At 72.1% G+C, this 16,786-nt stretch carries 13 protein-coding genes; 7 read left to right on the forward strand and 6 right to left on the reverse strand.

The window, feature by feature from the left end; translation table 11 throughout:
- Positions 1 to 98: 98 nt before the first annotated feature.
- Complete coding sequence (locus tag CXY01_RS04575; RefSeq protein WP_146925871.1) at positions 99 to 2,684, reverse strand: ATP-dependent Clp protease ATP-binding subunit; 2,586 nt, start codon at positions 2,682 to 2,684, stop codon at positions 99 to 101.
- 284 nt (positions 2,685 to 2,968) lie between these two features.
- Between CXY01_RS04575 and CXY01_RS04580 the strand changes: the two genes are divergently transcribed.
- The 6 genes from CXY01_RS04580 to CXY01_RS04605 all read left to right on the forward strand — a co-directional run bounded on the left by CXY01_RS04580 (position 2,969) and on the right by CXY01_RS04605 (position 11,738).
- The gene (locus CXY01_RS04580; RefSeq protein ID WP_186813292.1) at positions 2,969 to 3,961 is read left to right on the forward strand and encodes a ScyD/ScyE family protein; all 993 of its coding nucleotides are present in this window, start codon (positions 2,969 to 2,971) and stop codon (positions 3,959 to 3,961) included.
- Positions 3,962 to 4,175: 214 nt separating this feature from the next.
- The gene (locus tag CXY01_RS04585) at positions 4,176 to 4,982 is read left to right on the forward strand and encodes a Cof-type HAD-IIB family hydrolase (protein ID WP_281285291.1); all 807 of its coding nucleotides are present in this window, start codon (positions 4,176 to 4,178) and stop codon (positions 4,980 to 4,982) included.
- Positions 4,982 to 5,509 carry an alpha/beta hydrolase family protein gene (locus tag CXY01_RS04590; RefSeq protein ID WP_146925873.1) on the forward strand — a complete coding sequence of 176 codons (528 nt, stop codon included), beginning with the start codon at positions 4,982 to 4,984 and terminating at the stop codon, positions 5,507 to 5,509. The genes CXY01_RS04585 and CXY01_RS04590 overlap by 1 nt, the downstream gene beginning before the upstream one ends.
- 36 nt (positions 5,510 to 5,545) lie before the next feature.
- Complete coding sequence (locus tag CXY01_RS04595; RefSeq protein WP_146925874.1) at positions 5,546 to 6,598, forward strand: aminotransferase class V-fold PLP-dependent enzyme; 1,053 nt, start codon at positions 5,546 to 5,548, stop codon at positions 6,596 to 6,598.
- Positions 6,599 to 6,764: 166 nt separating this feature from the next.
- A complete protein-coding gene (locus CXY01_RS04600) occupies positions 6,765 to 8,867 on the forward strand; it encodes an MMPL family transporter (RefSeq protein ID WP_146925875.1) in 2,103 nt (700 codons plus the stop codon).
- A gap of 102 nt (positions 8,868 to 8,969) precedes the next feature.
- Positions 8,970 to 11,738 (forward strand): cation-translocating P-type ATPase, encoded by a 2,769-nt coding sequence (locus CXY01_RS04605; protein WP_146925876.1) that lies wholly within the window; start codon positions 8,970 to 8,972, stop codon positions 11,736 to 11,738.
- A gap of 1 nt (position 11,739) precedes the next feature.
- Here CXY01_RS04605 and CXY01_RS04610 read toward each other — a convergent pair whose 3' ends face one another.
- From CXY01_RS04610 to CXY01_RS04620, 3 genes are all read right to left on the reverse strand, one after another.
- The gene (locus CXY01_RS04610) at positions 11,740 to 12,489 is read right to left on the reverse strand and encodes a PIG-L deacetylase family protein (RefSeq protein WP_146925877.1); all 750 of its coding nucleotides are present in this window, start codon (positions 12,487 to 12,489) and stop codon (positions 11,740 to 11,742) included.
- A 10-nt stretch (positions 12,490 to 12,499) separates the two neighbouring features.
- Positions 12,500 to 13,012: an O-acetyl-ADP-ribose deacetylase gene (locus CXY01_RS04615; RefSeq protein ID WP_146925878.1), complete on the reverse strand. Its 513-nt coding sequence runs from the start codon at positions 13,010 to 13,012 to the stop codon at positions 12,500 to 12,502.
- Between the two features lie 778 nt (positions 13,013 to 13,790).
- Positions 13,791 to 14,417 (reverse strand): hypothetical protein, encoded by a 627-nt coding sequence (locus CXY01_RS04620; RefSeq protein ID WP_146925879.1) that lies wholly within the window; start codon positions 14,415 to 14,417, stop codon positions 13,791 to 13,793.
- A gap of 338 nt (positions 14,418 to 14,755) precedes the next feature.
- Here CXY01_RS04620 and CXY01_RS04625 point away from each other — a divergent pair, with 338 nt between their 5' ends.
- Positions 14,756 to 15,397, forward strand: coding sequence for a hypothetical protein (locus tag CXY01_RS04625; RefSeq protein ID WP_146925880.1), 642 nt, complete (start codon positions 14,756 to 14,758; stop codon positions 15,395 to 15,397).
- Here the strand turns inward: CXY01_RS04625 and dtd are convergent.
- Complete coding sequence (dtd, locus tag CXY01_RS04630; protein ID WP_146925881.1) at positions 15,394 to 15,831, reverse strand: D-aminoacyl-tRNA deacylase; 438 nt, start codon at positions 15,829 to 15,831, stop codon at positions 15,394 to 15,396. The two genes, CXY01_RS04625 and dtd, sit on opposite strands and share 4 nt — an antisense overlap.
- Positions 15,828 to 16,784 carry an asparaginase gene (locus CXY01_RS04635; protein WP_246125036.1) on the reverse strand — a complete coding sequence of 319 codons (957 nt, stop codon included), beginning with the start codon at positions 16,782 to 16,784 and terminating at the stop codon, positions 15,828 to 15,830. The genes dtd and CXY01_RS04635 overlap by 4 nt, the downstream gene beginning before the upstream one ends.
- Positions 16,785 to 16,786 lie beyond the last annotated feature (2 nt).

The following is a 16,786-nucleotide window of genomic DNA, read 5'->3' on the forward strand; positions in this document are numbered from 1 at the left end:
CGCACCACGCGCTCGTCCCGGGCGCAGGTCTCCGCGCGCCCGGACGCGACGAACGCCCCGGTCCACTGGGCCGGGGCGTTCGTCGCGTGCTGTGCGGGTCAGCCCACCTGGGGCAGGGTGCCCGTGCCGCCGTCGCTGATGGTCGGGCCCGCCGCGGGCAGGTCGGTGCCCGAGCTCGGCGTGCCGTACGACGACGCCGCGCCGACCGCGACCGGCTCCGCGGGGTGCGCCCCACGGGGGACGCCCCGGAAGATGAACTCCCCGAGCAGACCCTCGCCCTCGGCGTCCACGATCACCTTCTGGCCGGCCTTGAGCTCGCCGAACAGGATCTTCTCGGACAGTGCGTCCTCGATGTCCCGCTGGATGGCCCGGCGCAGCGGCCGAGCACCCAGGACCGGGTCGTAACCCTTCTCCGACAGCAGCTTCTTGGCCGCGGACGTGATCTCGATGTCCATGTCCTTGTCCCGCAGACGCTTGGCCAGCTTGGCGACCATGAGGTCGACGATCTGGAAGATCTCCGGCTGGGACAGCTGCGGGAACACGACCACGTCGTCCACGCGGTTGAGGAACTCAGGCCGGAAGTGCTGCTTGAGCTCGTCGTTGACCTTGGACTTCATGCGCTCGTACGACGTCGACAGGTCCCCGCCGGCCTGGAAGCCGGTCATGAGGCCCTTGGCGATGTCCCGGGTGCCGAGGTTCGTGGTCATGATGATGACGGTGTTCTTGAAGTCGACCACCCGGCCCTGCGAGTCGGTCAGGCGACCGTCCTCGAGGATCTGCAGCAGCGAGTTGAAAATGTCCGCGTGCGCCTTCTCGACCTCGTCGAAGAGGACCACCGAGAACGGCTTGCGACGGACCTTCTCCGTGAGCTGACCGCCCTCGTCGTACCCGACGTAGCCGGGGGGCGAGCCGAACAGCCGCGAGACCGTGTGCTTCTCCGAGAACTCGGACATGTCGAGCTGGATCAGCGCGTCCTCGTCGCCGAAGAGGAACTCCGCGAGCGCCTTGGCCAGCTCGGTCTTCCCGACGCCCGTGGGGCCGGCGAAGATGAACGACCCACCGGGACGCTTCGGGTCCTTGAGGCCCGCACGCGTACGACGGATGGCCTGCGAGAGCGCCTTGATGGCGGCGTCCTGGCCGACGACCCGCTTGTGCAGGTTCTCCTCCATGTGGAGCAGGCGGCTGGACTCCTCCTCGGTGAGCTTGAACACCGGGATGCCCGTGGCGATGGCCAGCACCTCGGCGATGAGCTCCTCGTCGACCTCCGCGACCGCGTCGAGGTCGCCGGACTTCCAGGCCTTCTCCTTCTCCACGCGCTTGAGACCGAGCTGCTTCTCGGCGTCGCGGAGACGGGCTGCCTTCTCGAAGTCCTGCTCGTCGATCGCCGACTCCTTGTCGCGGCGCGTCTCGGCGATCTGCTCGTCGAGCTCGCGCAGCTCCGGGGGAGCCGTCATGCGGCGGATGCGCAGGCGGGCGCCGGCCTCGTCGACCAGGTCGATCGCCTTGTCCGGCAGGTACCGGTCGTTGACGTACCGGTCCGCCAGGGTGGCGGCGGCGACCAGCGCGGCGTCCGTGATGGACACGCGGTGGTGCGCCTCGTACCGGTCGCGCAGACCCTTGAGGATCTCGATCGCGTGCTGCAGGTTGGGCTCGGCCACCTGGATCGGCTGGAAGCGACGCTCCAGGGCCGGGTCCTTCTCGACGTACTTGCGGTACTCGTCGAGCGTGGTGGCACCGATGGTCTGCAGCTCGCCGCGCGCCAGCATCGGCTTGAGGATGCTCGCGGCGTCGATGGCGCCCTCGGCGGCACCTGCCCCGACGAGGGTGTGGATCTCGTCGATGAACAGGATGATGTCGCCGCGGGTGCGGATCTCCTTGAGCACCTTCTTCAGGCGCTCCTCGAAGTCACCGCGGTAGCGGGAACCCGCCACGAGCGCGCCCAGGTCCAGCGTGTAGAGCTGCTTGTCCTTGAGCGTCTCGGGCACGTCGCCGCGCACGATGTCCTGCGCGAGGCCCTCGACGACGGCGGTCTTGCCGACGCCGGGCTCCCCGATGAGGACGGGGTTGTTCTTGGTGCGGCGGGACAGCACCTGCATGACCCGCTCGATCTCCTTCTCGCGCCCGATGACCGGGTCGAGCTTGCCGTCGCGCGCAGCCTGCGTGAGGTTGCGGCCGAACTGGTCGAGGACGGCGCTGCCCGAGGGCTGCCCCTCCTGCGGACCGCCGGCGGCGACGGGCTCCTTGCCCTGGTAGCCGGAGACGAGCTGGATGACCTGCTGGCGCACGCGGTTCAGGTCCGCGCCCAGCTTGTTGAGGACCTGGGCGGCGACGCCCTCGCCCTCACGGATGAGGCCCAGCAGGATGTGCTCGGTCCCGATGTAGTTGTGTCCCAGCTGGAGCGCCTCGCGCAGCGACAGCTCGAGGACCTTCTTGGCGCGCGGGGTGAAGGGGATGTGGCCCGACGGAGCCTGCTGGCCCTCGCCGATGATCTCCTGCACCTGGGCGCGGACGGCCTCGAGCGAGATGCCGAGCGACTCCAGAGCCTTGGCGGCGACACCCTCACCCTCGTGGATCAGGCCCAGGAGGATGTGCTCCGTCCCGATGTAGTTGTGGTTGAGCATCCGTGCCTCTTCTTGGGCAAGGACGACCACGCGACGGGCTCGGTCCGTGAATCTCTCGAACATGTGCACTCCTCACGAGCTGCGTGCCGGCTCCCCTGGCTGGCGCACCGGGGGTCGACGGGGCGGCGTTGTTCGATGCTAACTGCGGGGTGGTGCCTGGACTGCCCGTGTTCGCCGCAGGCGTGACGACCGCCCCGGTTGCCCGGGGTCATGGATCGCCCGGGCACCCGGGTCTAGCGTCGATGAGCACCGAGAGGGCATCCGGGCGCGCAGGGGCGACCATGCCGCTGCCCCGAGCAGACCCGACACGCACGAGTCCCGAGAAAGTTGTCGAGGGGAGGGGTCCCATGGGTCCCCGACGAGCTCTTGTCCTGCTGTCCACCGTCCTGCTGCTGGTGCTGACACCGTCCGCGGCGTCTGCGCACCGACCCCCACCGACGCCGGAGGTGAGGCTGCTGACCAGCGACCTGTCCGGCGCCTGGGGAAGCGCGGTCGGGCCGGACGGCGCGCTGTACGTCACCGAGCCGGTGGTCGGTGAGGTCTCGCGGATCGACCCGCGCACCGGTGAGGTGACCGTCGTCGCGTCCGGTCTGCCCACGACGCCGCTGGGGGGAGGCGCCTACGACGTGGCCTTCGTGCGCGGCACGGCGTACGTGCTGGTCGGCTTCGCCACCGAGGACGTCCAGGGCGCCCCCGGGACGGTCAACGGCATCTACCGGGTCGACGGCCCGAGCAGCTTCACAGTGATCGCCGACCTCAGTGCCTTCGTCGTGGCGAACCCGCCGACCACGGACTTCTTCGTCGCGACCGGGGTGCAGTTCGCGTTCGAGCCGTACAAGGGTGGGTTCCTCGTCACCGACGGCCACCACAACCGGGTCTACCGGGTGGGTCTCGACGGGTCGGTCGCGGTGCAGATCGCGTTCGGGAACATCGTGCCGACGGGGATGGCCGTCCACGGCCGGACGGTGTTCATGGCTCAGGCCGGGCCGGTCCCGCACCTTCCCGCGGACGGCAAGGTCGTCGCGTTCGGGCCGTGGTCCACGACGGCGACGACCGTCGCGTCGGGGGCACCGCTGATGGTCGACGTCAAGCTCGGTCGCGGGCACCAGCTGTACGCGCTGGCCCAGGGTGTCTGGCCGCTGGGTGGCCCTGAGGGGTCCCCCGCCGCACCCGACACCGGACAGCTCCTCGCGGTCGGCCGGCACGGTTCGCTCGAGGTCGTCGCCGACGGGTTGGACCAGCCGGTGTCGTTCCAGGTGATTCGCGGCAAGGCGTACGTGGTCACGCTCGGCGGGGAGGTGTGGACGGTCGACCTCGAACGGAAGCACGGTCACCGCTGACACACGGACGGGAGGTCGGGCGGAGCGGCCCGGCCTCCCGTTCCGCCGACCTGCTGATCCGTGCGACGCAGGTGTGCCCGTGGCCGTGCCCGCAGCCGTGGCCGGTGAGGTCACGGCGCCATGGCGATGACTGCGGTCACGGGCGTCGGCATGCTGTTCCTACGCAGCCCGGACGGCACCTCGCCCGCCGCGGCCGGCTGAGAAGATCGTTCTTGTGGAACCTCCCCTCTTCGACACCGTCCCCGACATCCGGCTGATCGCGGTGGACATGGACGGCTCGCTGCTGGACGACGAGAAGCGGATCCACGACGACTTCTGGCCGCTGCTGGACGAGCTGGCCGGCCGCGGCATCCTGCTCTGCCCGGCGAGCGGCCGGCAGTACGCGACGCTGCACCGCCAGCTGGGCCGGGACGAGCTGGTCTACATCGCGGAGAACGGCTCGTACGTGGTGCAGCACGGCGACGAGCTCAGCGTCGACGCGCTGGACCTGGGCACCGCGCGCGACGTCGTGGCCACGGTCCGCTCGGCGACCCACCTCGACCTGGGCACGGTGCTGTGCGGCAAGCGGTCGGCGTACGTGGAGCGGACGGACGACGCCTTCCTCGACCAGGCGCGCCCGTACTACGCGAGGCTCGCGGTGGTCGACGACCTGACCACGGTCGAGGACGAGGTGCTCAAGGTCGCGGTCTACGACTTCGGCGCGGCCGCGACGGGAGCCGGTCCGCTGCTGCAGCGGTTCGACGCCCTGGTGTCGGGCGAGCACTGGGTCGACGTCATGAGCCCGACGGCCGACAAGGGGCACGCCCTGCGCGCGGTCCAGGAGGCGCTCGGGATCACCGCCGACCAGACGATGGCGTTCGGCGACTACTTCAACGACGTCGGCATGCTGGACGCGGCGTCGTTCTCGTTCGCGATGGACAACGCGCACCCCGAGGTCCGGGCGCACGCACGGTTCGTCGCACCCTCGAACAACGCCAACGGCGTGGTCCGCACCATCCGCTCGGTCCTCGGTCTCGCCTGATGGTCGCCGGCCTGCTGCTGACCCCCGGCTTCGGCGGGAGCCGCGACGGCGCGCCGCTCGTCGCCGTCGAGAAGGCCGTGGCGCCGCTGCCGGTGCTCCGGCTCGACCTGCCGAAGACCGCGGCCCCGGCGATCGCGGAGGTCCGGGCGCAGGCCGAGGCGTTCGCGGAGTCGCTGGGGGTCGGCACGGACGCCCTGGTGCTCGGCGGCCGCTCGTTCGGCGGACGGATGTGCTCGATGGCCGTCGCCGCGGGCCTGCCGGCTGCCGGTCTGGTCCTGCTCTCCTACCCGCTGCACCCGCCGGGTCGCCCCGACACCCTCCGCATCGCGCACCTGCCGGACATCCGGGTGCCGCTCCTGGCCGTCTCCGGCTCGACCGACCCGTTCGGCTCCCCGGACGAGCTGACCGCCCACCTCGCCGCGGTCCCCGGCCCGGTCACGACCGTCTTCCTGCCCGGCCCGCACCTGCCGACGAGCGCCGCCGCGGTCGCCGACGCGGTCCGCGACTGGATCACCACGCTCGGCTGACGCCGGGTCACGGACGGGTGCGAGACGATCGACCCCATGGACCCGCTCGACACGCTGCGCGCCGCCTTCTCCCCCGTGCCCGGCTACCTCGACGCCGCCACGTGCGGGCTGCCGGCCCGAGCGACCGCGGAGGCGATGCACGCGGCGCTCGACACGTGGCAGGCGGGCCGGGCGGACCTCGCGGTGTATGACGAGGCCGTCACGGCGTCGCGCGCGGCGTACGCGCGGCTGGTCGGGGTGGACCCGACGTGGGTGGCGGTCGGCTCGCAGGCGTCGGTGCTGGTAGGGGTGGTCGCGGCGAGCGTGCCGGACAGTGCCGAGGTCCTGACGGTCGACGGCGACTTCGCGTCGGTCGTGTTCCCGTTCCTGGCGCACGCGGACCGCGGGGTGACGGTCCGGACCGTGCCGCTGGAGTCCCTGGCCGACGAGATCCGGCCGTCGACCGACGTCGTCGCGTTCTCGCTGGTGCAGTCGGTGGACGGACGCGTGGCCGACGTCGAGGCTGTCCGCGCGGCGGCCACCGCGGCCGGGTGCCTGACGGTCTGCGACGTCACGCAGGCGGCGGGCTGGTTCCCGGTGGACGCGGCCCTGTTCGACGTGACGGTGTGCTCGTCGTACAAGTGGCTGTCCGCCCCGCGCGGCACCGCCTTCCAGACCGTCCGGCCCGAGGTGCTGGACCGGCTGCGTCCGACGAGCGCAGGCTGGTACGCGGGCCACGAGATCTGGTCGTCGGTGTACGGCCCGCGGATGGCACTGGCGACGGACGCGAGGCGCCTCGACGTCTCCCCCGCGTGGCTGTGCTGGGTGGGGACGGTGCCCGCGCTCGAGCTGTTCGCGGCTGCGCCGGTCCACGACGTCCACCGGTACACGGTCGGGCTCGCCGACGCGTTCCGGGCGGGCGTCGGCCTGCCACCGGGCGGCAGCGCGATCGTCCGGCTGCCCGACGACCCGGCGGGCTCCCGGCGCGCGCTGCTCGCGGCGCAGGGCACCCGTGCGGCCGGTCGAGGAGGCGGCGTCCGCCTGGCGTTCCACGTCTGGAACGACGCCGCCGACGTCGACCGTGCGGTGGCCACCCTGAGTGCTACCTGAGGGCAGCCTGAGGGACGACTCGGGGGTCTCCCCTATATCCCTGTGCCTGACGACGGCGGAATCCTAGGGTCGTTCACATATCGGACACGGCTCCCGACGATGTATCTCCCGTCGCGACCGCCGCACCTTCCTGTCGTCGTCGACACCCCTACATGAGGACACACCCATGTCTCAGGTCGCCGGATGGATCACCCACCGCTACCTCAAGTTCGCCGTCATCGTCTTCTGGCTCGTCGTCGTCGCACTCCTGGGCCCGCTCGCGGGCAAGCTGACGGGTGCGCAGGACAACGACGCGAAGTCCTGGCTCCCCGCCAACGCCGAGTCCACGGAGGTGCTCGACGTCGCGACGGGCTTCGTGTCCTCCAACACCATCCCCGCGGTCATCGTCTACGAGCGCCCGGCCGGCCTCACGCCCGAGGACCTGGCGGCCGTGGCGGCGGACGCCGCGGAGTTCGGCTCGCTCGACACCCTCGACGGTGACGTCATCGGCCCGATCCCGTCGGAGGACGGCGAGGCGGTGCAGATCATCGTCCCGCTGGACCTCGGATCGGACGGCTGGAACCTCGCCGCCGACGCGGTCGACGACCTGCGCGCCACCGCGGAGGACGGCCCGGACGGGCTCGACGTCTACGTCACGGGACCGGCCGGCAGCGCCGCCGACTCCTCCGCCGCGTTCGAGGGCATCGACGGCACCCTGCTGTACGCGGCCGTGGCCGTCGTGATCGTCATCCTGCTCATCACGTACCGCAGCCCGATCCTCTGGCTCCTGCCGGTCCTCTCGGCGGGCGTCGCGCTCACCGTCTCGCAGGCACTGATCTACCTGCTCGCGGACAACTACGACCTCACCGTCAACGCGCAGAGCGCCGGCATCCTGACCGTGCTCGTGTTCGGCGCGGGGACGGACTACGCCCTGCTGCTCGTCGCGCGCTACCGGGAGGAGCTGCGCAAGCACGGCGACCGGCACGAGGCCATGGCCCTGGCCCTGCACCGCGCCAGCCCCGCGATCATCGCGTCCGGCGCCACGGTCGCCATCGGCATGCTGTGCCTGCTGTTCGCGACCATGAACTCGACCGCGGGCCTCGGTCCGGTCGCGGCCATCGGCGTCGGCGTCGCGGTGCTCGTCATGCTGACCCTGCTGCCGGCGCTGCTGGTCACGTGCGGCCGGTGGATCTTCTGGCCGCGCACCCCGAAGCTCGGCGACGACGAGCCGTCCGAGCACGGCTTCTGGGCCCGGGTCGGCGGTCGCATCGAGCGTCGCCCCCGCGCGACCTGGATCGGGACGTCGGCCATCCTCGCCGTGGCGTGCCTGGGGATCGTCGCGCTCAACGCGACCGGCCTGACCACCGAGGAGTCGTTCCGCGGGACGCAGCCGTCGATCGAGGGCGAGAAGGTGCTCTCGGCGCACTTCCCCGGCGGCGCGGGCTCGCCCGTGGCGGTCATCGCGAACGAGGACCAGGCCACCGAGGTGGCGTCGGTCTTCGCCGAGGTCGAGGGCATCGACCCGACGAGCATCACGGAGCCCGTCGTGAAGGACGGCCTCGCCTACATCGAGGGCACCCTGACGTCGGCGCCGGACAGCGACGACGCGTACGACACGGTCGACCGCGTGCGGGACGCCGTGCACCCGGTGCCCGGGGCGGACGCGCTGGTCGGCGGCACCACGGCGGTCAACCTCGACGTGCAGCGCGCGTCGGCGGACGACAACCGGCTGATCATCCCGATCATCCTGCTGGTCGTGTTCCTCATCCTCGTGGTCCTGCTGCGGTCGATCCTGGCCCCGTTGGTCCTCATGGGGACGGTCGTGCTCTCGTTCGGCGCGGCGATCGGCGTCAGCGCCCTGGTGTTCAAGTACGTCTTCGGCTACGCCGGTGCCGACACGTCCTTCCCGCTGTTCGTCTTCGTGTTCCTCGTCGCGCTGGGGATCGACTACAACATCTTCCTCATGACCCGCGTGCGGGAGGAGGCGATCCGGCTCGGGCACCACCGCGGCTCGCTGGTCGGCCTCGCGGCCACCGGCGGGGTGATCACGTCGGCCGGCCTGGTCCTCGCGGGCACGTTCGCGGTGCTCGGCACGCTGCCCCTGGTGGCGTTCGCGGAGATCGGGTTCGCGGTCGCGTTCGGGGTGCTGCTGGACACCCTGGTGGTCAGGTCCGTGCTGGTCACGGCCCTGAACCTCGACATCGGCAAGGCGATGTGGTGGCCCAGCGCGCTGAGCAGGCAGCCGGAGCCGACGCCCGTGGAGGAGAAGGTCCCGGTCCCCGCGGCCTGACGTCAGAAACGAGATGCCCGGATCGTCCTCGATCCGGGCATCTCGCGCTAGCGTCGGACCAAGGGCCCCTGGTGGGCACCCGAACGCGGCTCAGGAGCACCCGTGACCCAGATCGCTGCACCCCCGTCCACCACCGCACCGGTCACGCGCTGGTGGGCGCTCGACCCTGAGGCGGCCACCGCACAGCTCGGCACCGACCCGACCACGGGCCTGTCGACGGCCGAGGTCTCGGCCCGACGGGAGCGGTACGGCTCGAACACGCTCACCGCGCAGGCGCCGCCGTCCGTGTGGTCCGTGGTCCTCGAGCAGCTGCGCGACCCGATGAACATCATGCTGATCGCCGTCGCGGCGGTGAGCGCGGCCATCGGCCAGGGGTCGACGGCGCTGATCGTCGGGTTCCTCGTGGTGGTGAACGTCGTCATCGGGGCCCGCCAGGAGATGCTCGCGCGCAAGAGCGTCGACGCGCTGGCGACGATGCAGGAACCGCAGTCCCGCGTGCGACGCGACGGCGCCCTGGTGCAGATCCCCGCCCACGACCTGGTGCCCGGCGACATCGTCGAGCTCGAGGCCGGCGACATCGTGCCCGCCGACGGTCGGCTGCTGCGCACCGCCACGATGGAGACGCAGGAGGCGGCGCTGACGGGCGAGAGCACCCCGATCGGCAAGGACGTGCACACGCTGGCCGACGACGACGTGCCGCTCGGCGACCGGGCCAACATGGCGTTCCAGAACACGTCGGTGACGCGCGGCACGGGCACGATGCTCGTGACAGCGACGGGCATGACGACGCAGATCGGCAACATCGCCACGCTGCTCTCGTCGGTGGAGAAGACGAAGTCCCCGCTGCAGCGCGAGCTCGACAAGCTGACCAAGGTGCTCGGCATCATCGCGTGGAGCGCGGTCGCCGTCATCGTCGTCATCGGCATCGCGCGCGGCCAGTCCCCGAGCGACCTGCTGTTCCTGGCCACCGCGGTCGCCATCTCCGCCATCCCGACCGGCCTGCCGACGTTCGTGCAGGCGATGCTCGCGTACGGGGCACGGCAGCTCGCCGACGCGAAGGCCGTCGTCGCCAACCTCAACGACGTCGAGACGCTCGGGGCGACCAGCTCGATCAACTCCGACAAGACCGGCACGCTGACCCTGAACGAGATGACGGTCACCGCGCTGTACACGGTGGGGCAGCACTTCACCGTCGAGGGCAGCGGGTACGCGAAGACCGGCCAGATCCTCCAGGCCGCCGGCACCGAGGTCCCGGACCTGACTCCCCTGGCGTACGGCCTGTGCCTGGCCAGCGACGCGACCGTGTCCGACGACGGCGCCGTCATCGGCGACCCGACGGAGGCCGCGCTGGTGGTGCTCGCCGCGAAGCTGGGCATCGACGCGGAGGAGAGCCGCCGCACCTACCCGCGCGTGGCGGAGGTCCCGTTCGACTCGGCGTACAAGTTCATGGCGACCGCGCACTGGCTCCCCTGGCGTGGCGACCGGTCGCTGGTCGAGGTGGTCAAGGGCGGCCCGGACGTGGTGCTGCAGCGCTGCACGCACGCCCTCGCCGGTCCCGGCCAGACCGTCCCGCTGGAGGACATGCGCGCCGACATCGAGGCCGAGATGGAGCGGCTCGCCGACCAGGGCCTGCGCACGCTCGCGTTCGCGACGAGGTTCCTCGAGCCGGCCGACGAGTCGGCGCTGGTGGCGGACCCGATGTCCTACGTCGAGAAGCTCGTGTTCGTCGGCCTGGTCGGCATCGTCGACCCCCTGCGCCCGACCGCCAAGGTGGCCGTGGAGATCGCGCTGAAGGCGGGCATCGAGGTCCGCATGATCACCGGCGACCACGCGGTGACGGCGAGCGCGATCGGCCGGCAGCTGGGCCTGGGCCCGGGGGCGATCAGCGGACCCGAGCTGGCGGCCCTCACGGACGAGGAGCTGCTCGAGCGGCTGCCGAACCTGCACGTGTTCGGCCGCGTGACGCCCGAGGACAAGCTCCGGCTGGTCCAGCTCATGCAGCAGCAGGGACTCGTGGTCGCCATGACCGGCGACGCCGTCAACGACGCCGCCGCGATCAAGCAGGCCGACATCGGCGTCGCCATGGGCTCCGGGAGCGAGGTCACCAAGCAGGCGGCCCGGCTGGTGCTGACCGACGACAACTTCAGCACCCTGGTGCACGCCGTGGAGCTGGGCCGCAGCATCTACCAGAAGATCACCGCGTACATCCGCTTCCAGATGAGCCAGCTCATCGGCCTGGTCGTGCTGTTCCTGGCGGCCAGCGTGTTCGACATCGCCGACGGCGTCGCGATGACGCCGATGATGGTGCTGTTCCTCAACTTCTTCGTCTGCGTGTTCCCGGTGATCGCGATCATGCTCGACCCGGTGGGCCCGGGGATCATGGACCGGGCACCGCGCGACCCGAAGCTGGGCATCAGCAACCCGCACGCGGTGCGCCGCTGGATCGCCTACGGCCTGGTCCTGTGCGTCGCGTCGGCGATCCCGCTGGTGCTCGGCCCGGACACGCCCGCCGCGGACCGCCCGACCGCGTCGATGACGATGGCGTTCGTCGTCATGGGGCTCGGCTCGGTCCTGTCGGGGCTCGTGCTGCGGCGCGAGCCGGAGTCCGGCCTCGCCGCTCCCCTGCTGACCGCCGTGAAGGTGCTCTCGGTCCCGGTGATCCTCCTGGTGCTGGCCACCGAGCTGGGCTTCCTGCAGGGCTGGCTCACCACGCAGCCGCTGTCCGGCCCGCAGTGGCTGGCGTGCATCGGCCTGGCGCTCCTGCTGCCGCTCGTCGCGGAGCTGGACAAGGTGGTCATGCGGCGCCGCGCGACCACGGAGGTCACCCTCGACCCGCAGCAGGCGGTGAGCCCGGCGCGCGCCCGCGCGTAGGTCAGTCGAACAGCGGCGGCGGGGCCTGGAGGTCGTACGCGCGGAACAGGACCGCGTGCTCGACCCCCATGGCACGTCCCTGCAGGCCGGCGATCATCGGGAGCATGTCCTTCGGCGCCGGGTGCCCGGGCAGTCCCGCGAGGTACTCCTCGTGCGCCTCCAGCGACGCGACGCCGGCCTGCAGGGCCTCGTCGGTGACCTCCACCCCGTGCGTCGCCCGGGGGTCGCCGCTGACGAGGAACCAGCGGACCTGCCACGGTTCGAGGCCGTCGTCGTCGAGGAGCTCGGTGAACACCCACCGGTTGCCGGCGTCGCGCACCGCGTCGAGCGTCGCCAGCCCGGCCACCCGGTGGTCGGCCATGTTCAGCCCGGCGACGAACTCGATCTCCCACGACCCGGTGAGCACCACGTCGGGCCGGTACTCGCGGATCCGCCGGGCGATGTCCCGTCGCAGCGGCAGGCCGTACTCGAGCACGCCGTCGGGGTGCTCCAGGAACCGCACGTCGGTGACCCCGACGGCGGCCGACCCCGTGATCTGCTCGCGCGTGCGGATCTCGCGCGTGCGGTCCGGCGGGGACGCGTCCATGCCGGCCTCCCCACGGGTGAGCACCAGGTAGGCGACCTCGACGCCGCGCGCGGTCCACACGGCGACGGCGGACGACGTGCCGTACTCCACGTCGTCGGGGTGGGCGACGACGCACAGCACACGACGGAACTCGGAGTCCGGCAGCGCCGGCAGCAGATCGGGCATGCCGGTGACGCTACGCGCGGTCCAGCTCCGTCCGGAAGGCGTCGAGCGAATCCGGCGAGAACAGGACGAACCGGACCCGCTCGATCCCGGTCACCCCGCCGCGGACGGCCTCGACCGCGATGCGCGCCACCTCGTCCATCGCCCAGCCGTAGACGCCGCCGCTGACCGCGGGGAACGCGACGCTCGACGCGCCGAGCCCGTCGGCCACGTCGAGCGACCGCGTGAAGCACGAGGACAGGAGCGCGGGATCGGTCTGCCCGCGGTGCCGGTTGGGGCCGACCGTGTGGATCACCCAGCGCGCGGGCAGTCGGAAGCCGGGCGTCGCGACGGCCTCCCCGACGGGCAGCCCGTCCGGCAGCGCGGTCCGGCGCAGCTCGCGGCACGCCGCCAGCAGCTCCGGCCCCGCGGCCGCGTGGATCGCACCGTCGACCCCTCCGCCGCCGAGCAGGGACGAGTTCGCCGCGTTGACGACGGCGTCGACGTCCTGCGTGGTGATGTCACCGAGGACGGCCTCGAGCTTCATCGAGCCATCGTGACCCACGGACATGGGTAAGGCCCCTCGGACGCTTACTCCGAGGGGCCTTCACCGGTTCCCAGGGTACAAGGGCGCCGCAGCCGGACGGGTGAACGACGCGCGCGCCGTCCACATCTTTCGTCCACACCCCTGTGTTCACCGGACGTTTGCGCAGGTGAACCTGTGGATGACGCTGTGGACAACGCGGTGGACAAAGAAAGCTCCGGTAAGCCCTTGTGGCCCCCTACCGACAAGGGTTAGAAATCTCACATCGAGATCGACAGATCGAGAACCGCAGGCGAAGGATCCCTCCCAGGGAGACCGAAACCGCAGGTCAGGTGGCCTCTTCGGAGATCGCGTGGACCGGGTGGAGGCGACTTGGACAGGGCCGGAGCCTCGACGCACGAGGCCCTCCGGGGCGGCGAGCAGGCGGCGCAGAAGCACCCTCCGGGGCGTGGCGCCGGTGGGGACAGAGCTGTGGATGTCGGACCGAACGGAGAGCTGACGACCATCTCGTCGTGGCAACACGACGACCCGCGGATGACGACGCGGGGGACGTCAGGGAACCGGTCGGGAGCTCGCAGTCGTCCCGCTCGCGGCGGGTCGTCGGTGCCGGAACCCCTCGGGGTGACCGTGTCGGCGGCGAACCGGGTGCCGGGACGTAGCCGCACCGTCAGCGCGGCGTCGGTCACCGGTCCGCCGGTGACGGAAGACCTGCGACGCACGAGAGGGCCCCTCGGACGCTTACTCCGAGGGGCCCTCTCCGTGTCGCCCTCTCCGCGTCGGTTCAGCCGTCGCAGACGGACGTGGTCATGCTCAGCAGCGCCGTCCCCGACGGGACCTCCGGTGCTCGGTCGACGTCCGGCCCGTCATCCGGCGTGACATTCACCCCGAGCCCGTCCCGGCAGAACCGACCGGGCTCACCGGGCGCCCACCCCTCGGCGACGAGCGCCTGCGCGACCTCGACGTTCGCCGCGTCGAAGTCCGGCACCGCGTACACGTACGTGACCCTCGAGCACTCCCCCGCACACCACGTCCGCTCCGAGCTCGACGTCGTCAGCAGCTGAGCGCCGGCAGCCATCGGCAGCGACGACCCGACGCTCGACATCCGCGCCAGGCTCGGTCCGGCCAACCGCCCCAGGCCCAGACCGGCCGCGACGAGCACGATCACGGCGACCAGCATCAGCCACCACCGCACCCGTGCACGCCGCACCAGGAACCACGTCGGGACCAGAGCGACCAGGACGGCGAGCGCGCTGACCCAGCGGCCCGAGGCGGATCCGGCCGTCCCGGTCGACTGCACGACGGTCGCGACCACGAACACGCACACCGCCCAGCTGAGAACCACGAGCACCCCGCGGAGCACCCAGCCACCCGCTCGTACCTGCGAAGCCGACGCCGTTGTCGTTGTCATCACTTCTCCCTCTCGGACGTGAGCACCGGCGTCAGGTCGTGACGGGCGCGTGCACACCGAAGCAGCAGCCACCCCCCGATGGCCGGACATCGCCCCCGTACCACTCGAACGGCGGGCGGCGGCGGCCTCGGCTTCACCCCGACGCCACACACGGGCGCCCGGATGCGGAGGCAGCAGGATCCGCGCCCTGCTGAATCATTTCGGGTGGTTTGCTGCGGAGTCGCACCCGGCACGGCGTTCGTCCTGGTTCGGTATGTTCCGTCGGGCCCGCGGAGCACCGATCGCGCGGGCGGGCATCAGTGCTGCCGCGCGGTCGCGGCCGGGGAGGGAGTGCCGTGGTGGCGACGATGGTGACGCCGCCCGCCGGCGACGAGCGGCGGGCGACGGCCGGCAGGTGGGTGCTCCGCGGAGTCGGCGTGCTCGCCGTCTGGACCGTGTGGACGGTGCTGGTGGGCGCTCCGCTGCTCGTCACCGGGGAGACCGGGACCGCCGCGAGCACCGCGATCGCGATCGCGGCGATGCTGGTCGCCCTGCTCCCCACCTGGTTCCTGGTCCGCCGCGCCCCCGGCCGCCGGTGGATCATGGCCGGCGCGACGGTGGTCCTGGTCGTCGTCGGGTTCGTCCTGGGCGGGCTGGGCGGACCGAGCCTGGCTCGCATGACCAGCGTCGGTGCGTCCTTGCCCGTGGCGACCGGCGGCCAGCTGCTGACCGTGTCCAGCGTCGAGAACACCCTGTGCCTGCAGGAGTGCTCCCAGGTGACGTACCTCTACGCGGTGCTCGACTCCGCCACCGCGAGCGACCAGGTGGGCACCGAGCTCGTCGTCCGCGGGTGGGAGTCGCTCGGCGCGGGCACGTACTGCCGGGACGACTTCGGTGTCCGACTGACCGACGTCGCCGACCCGATCATCGCGGACCCGCCGACGCCACCGCCCGGCATGGAGGTGCTGAGCGTCTCGACCAGCCGCTGCGAGCGCGCCTAGGCGTCGGGCGCCAACTCCAGCAGGATCGTCACGGGTCCGTCGTTGACCAGCTCCACCGCCATGTCGGCACCGAACACGCCGGTGGCCACCTCGAGACCGCGGGCGCGCAGCGCGTCGACCACGGCCTCGACCAGCGGCTGCGCGACGGGTCCGGGGGCCGCGGCGTTCCACGTCGGCCGACGGCCCTTGCGGGTGTCGGCGTAGAGCGTGAACTGGCTGACGACGAGCACCGGGGCGCCCACGTCCACCGCGCACTGCTCGTCGCGCAGGATGCGCAGCTCGGCGATCTTGCGGGCCACCAGCTCGACCTGCGCGGCCCCGTCGCCCGGGGTGACACCGACCAGCGCCACCAGCCCCGGCCGGTCGATCGCGCCGACGACGACGCCGTCGACCGTCACGGACGCGCGCGTGACGCGCTGGACGACGGCCCTCATGCGCCGAAGGTCGCGACGACCTCGCCGACGGCTCGACCGTGGCCGAGGACCGGGGTCAGGGCGACGGCCTCGACGAGAGCCGGGTCGACGCCCGCCACGGTGAGCGCCGCCGCGAGGACCGCGGGCCGCGGCCGGGACGACCCGTCGGCGATCTTCAGCGCGACCGCTCCCCCGTCCGGCAGCCCGGCGGCGTACACGCCGTCGGCACCGTCCTTGGCGACGAGACCCGGGACCGCCTCCATGAACCGCGTGGCGTCCCGTCCGGTGCCCGCGACGTGCCACGGGTGCGCCGCCATCGCCTGCCCCGCGCGACGTGACGGCCCGGTGCCGGACGCGAGGCCCGCGAACGACCGGGCGAGCCCGCGCAGCGTGGTCGAGAACAGCGGAGCACCGCAGCCGTCGACGGTCGCCAGCTCCACGGGTACCCCGGTGAGCTCGGCGACGACCTCCCGGGTCGCGCACTGCAGCGGGTGCGCCGGGTCGAGGTAGTCGCGCGTCGACCAGCCCGCGGCGACGCAGGTCGCGAGCATCCCCGCGTGCTTGCCGGAGCAGTTCTGGGTGAGCGGCTCGGTGCCGTGCCCGTCCGCACGCCAGCGCCACGACGCGTCGGGGTCCAGGGGCCAGTCGGGGGTGTTCCGCAGGTCGTCGGGACCCAGGCCCGCGGTCGCGAGGATCCCGCGGACCACGTCGAGGTGCGCGGGCTCGGCGTTGTGGCTGGCGCACACGAGGGCGAGCTCGGCGCCGTCGACGTCCAGCCCGGCGCGCAGCATCGCGACCGCCTGCAGCGGCTTGAGCGACGACCGCGCCCAGATCGTGGCGTCGGGGTCCCCGAGAGCGAGCCGCTCCGACCCGTCCGGTGCGAGCACCACGACGTGGCCGAGGTGCACGGACTCCACCAGGCCGCCGCGCTGAACCCGCGCCAGCGGGACGGCGGCGGTGCCGATGTCCGCCACGG

It is taken from the genome of Cellulomonas xylanilytica, assembly GCF_007989805.1.
GTDB classification, from domain to species: domain Bacteria; phylum Actinomycetota; class Actinomycetes; order Actinomycetales; family Cellulomonadaceae; genus Cellulomonas; species Cellulomonas xylanilytica.

What these genes read in the sequence shown, in the direction of transcription:
- CXY01_RS04575 (WP_146925871.1), bottom strand. Translation starts at nt 2,684, where the DNA reads ATGTTCGAGAGATTCACGGACCGAGCCCGTCGCGTGGTCGTCCTTGCC.
- CXY01_RS04580 (WP_186813292.1), top strand. Translation starts at nt 2,969, where the DNA reads ATGGGTCCCCGACGAGCTCTTGTCCTGCTGTCCACCGTCCTGCTGCTG.
- CXY01_RS04590 (WP_146925873.1), top strand. Translation starts at nt 4,982, where the DNA reads ATGGTCGCCGGCCTGCTGCTGACCCCCGGCTTCGGCGGGAGCCGCGAC.
- CXY01_RS04595 (WP_146925874.1), top strand. Translation starts at nt 5,546, where the DNA reads ATGGACCCGCTCGACACGCTGCGCGCCGCCTTCTCCCCCGTGCCCGGC.
- CXY01_RS04600 (WP_146925875.1), top strand. Translation starts at nt 6,765, where the DNA reads ATGTCTCAGGTCGCCGGATGGATCACCCACCGCTACCTCAAGTTCGCC.
- CXY01_RS04610 (WP_146925877.1), bottom strand. Translation starts at nt 12,489, where the DNA reads ATGCCCGATCTGCTGCCGGCGCTGCCGGACTCCGAGTTCCGTCGTGTG.
- CXY01_RS04615 (WP_146925878.1), bottom strand. Translation starts at nt 13,012, where the DNA reads ATGAAGCTCGAGGCCGTCCTCGGTGACATCACCACGCAGGACGTCGAC.
- CXY01_RS04620 (WP_146925879.1), bottom strand. Translation starts at nt 14,417, where the DNA reads ATGACAACGACAACGGCGTCGGCTTCGCAGGTACGAGCGGGTGGCTGG.
- dtd (WP_146925881.1), bottom strand. Translation starts at nt 15,831, where the DNA reads ATGAGGGCCGTCGTCCAGCGCGTCACGCGCGCGTCCGTGACGGTCGAC.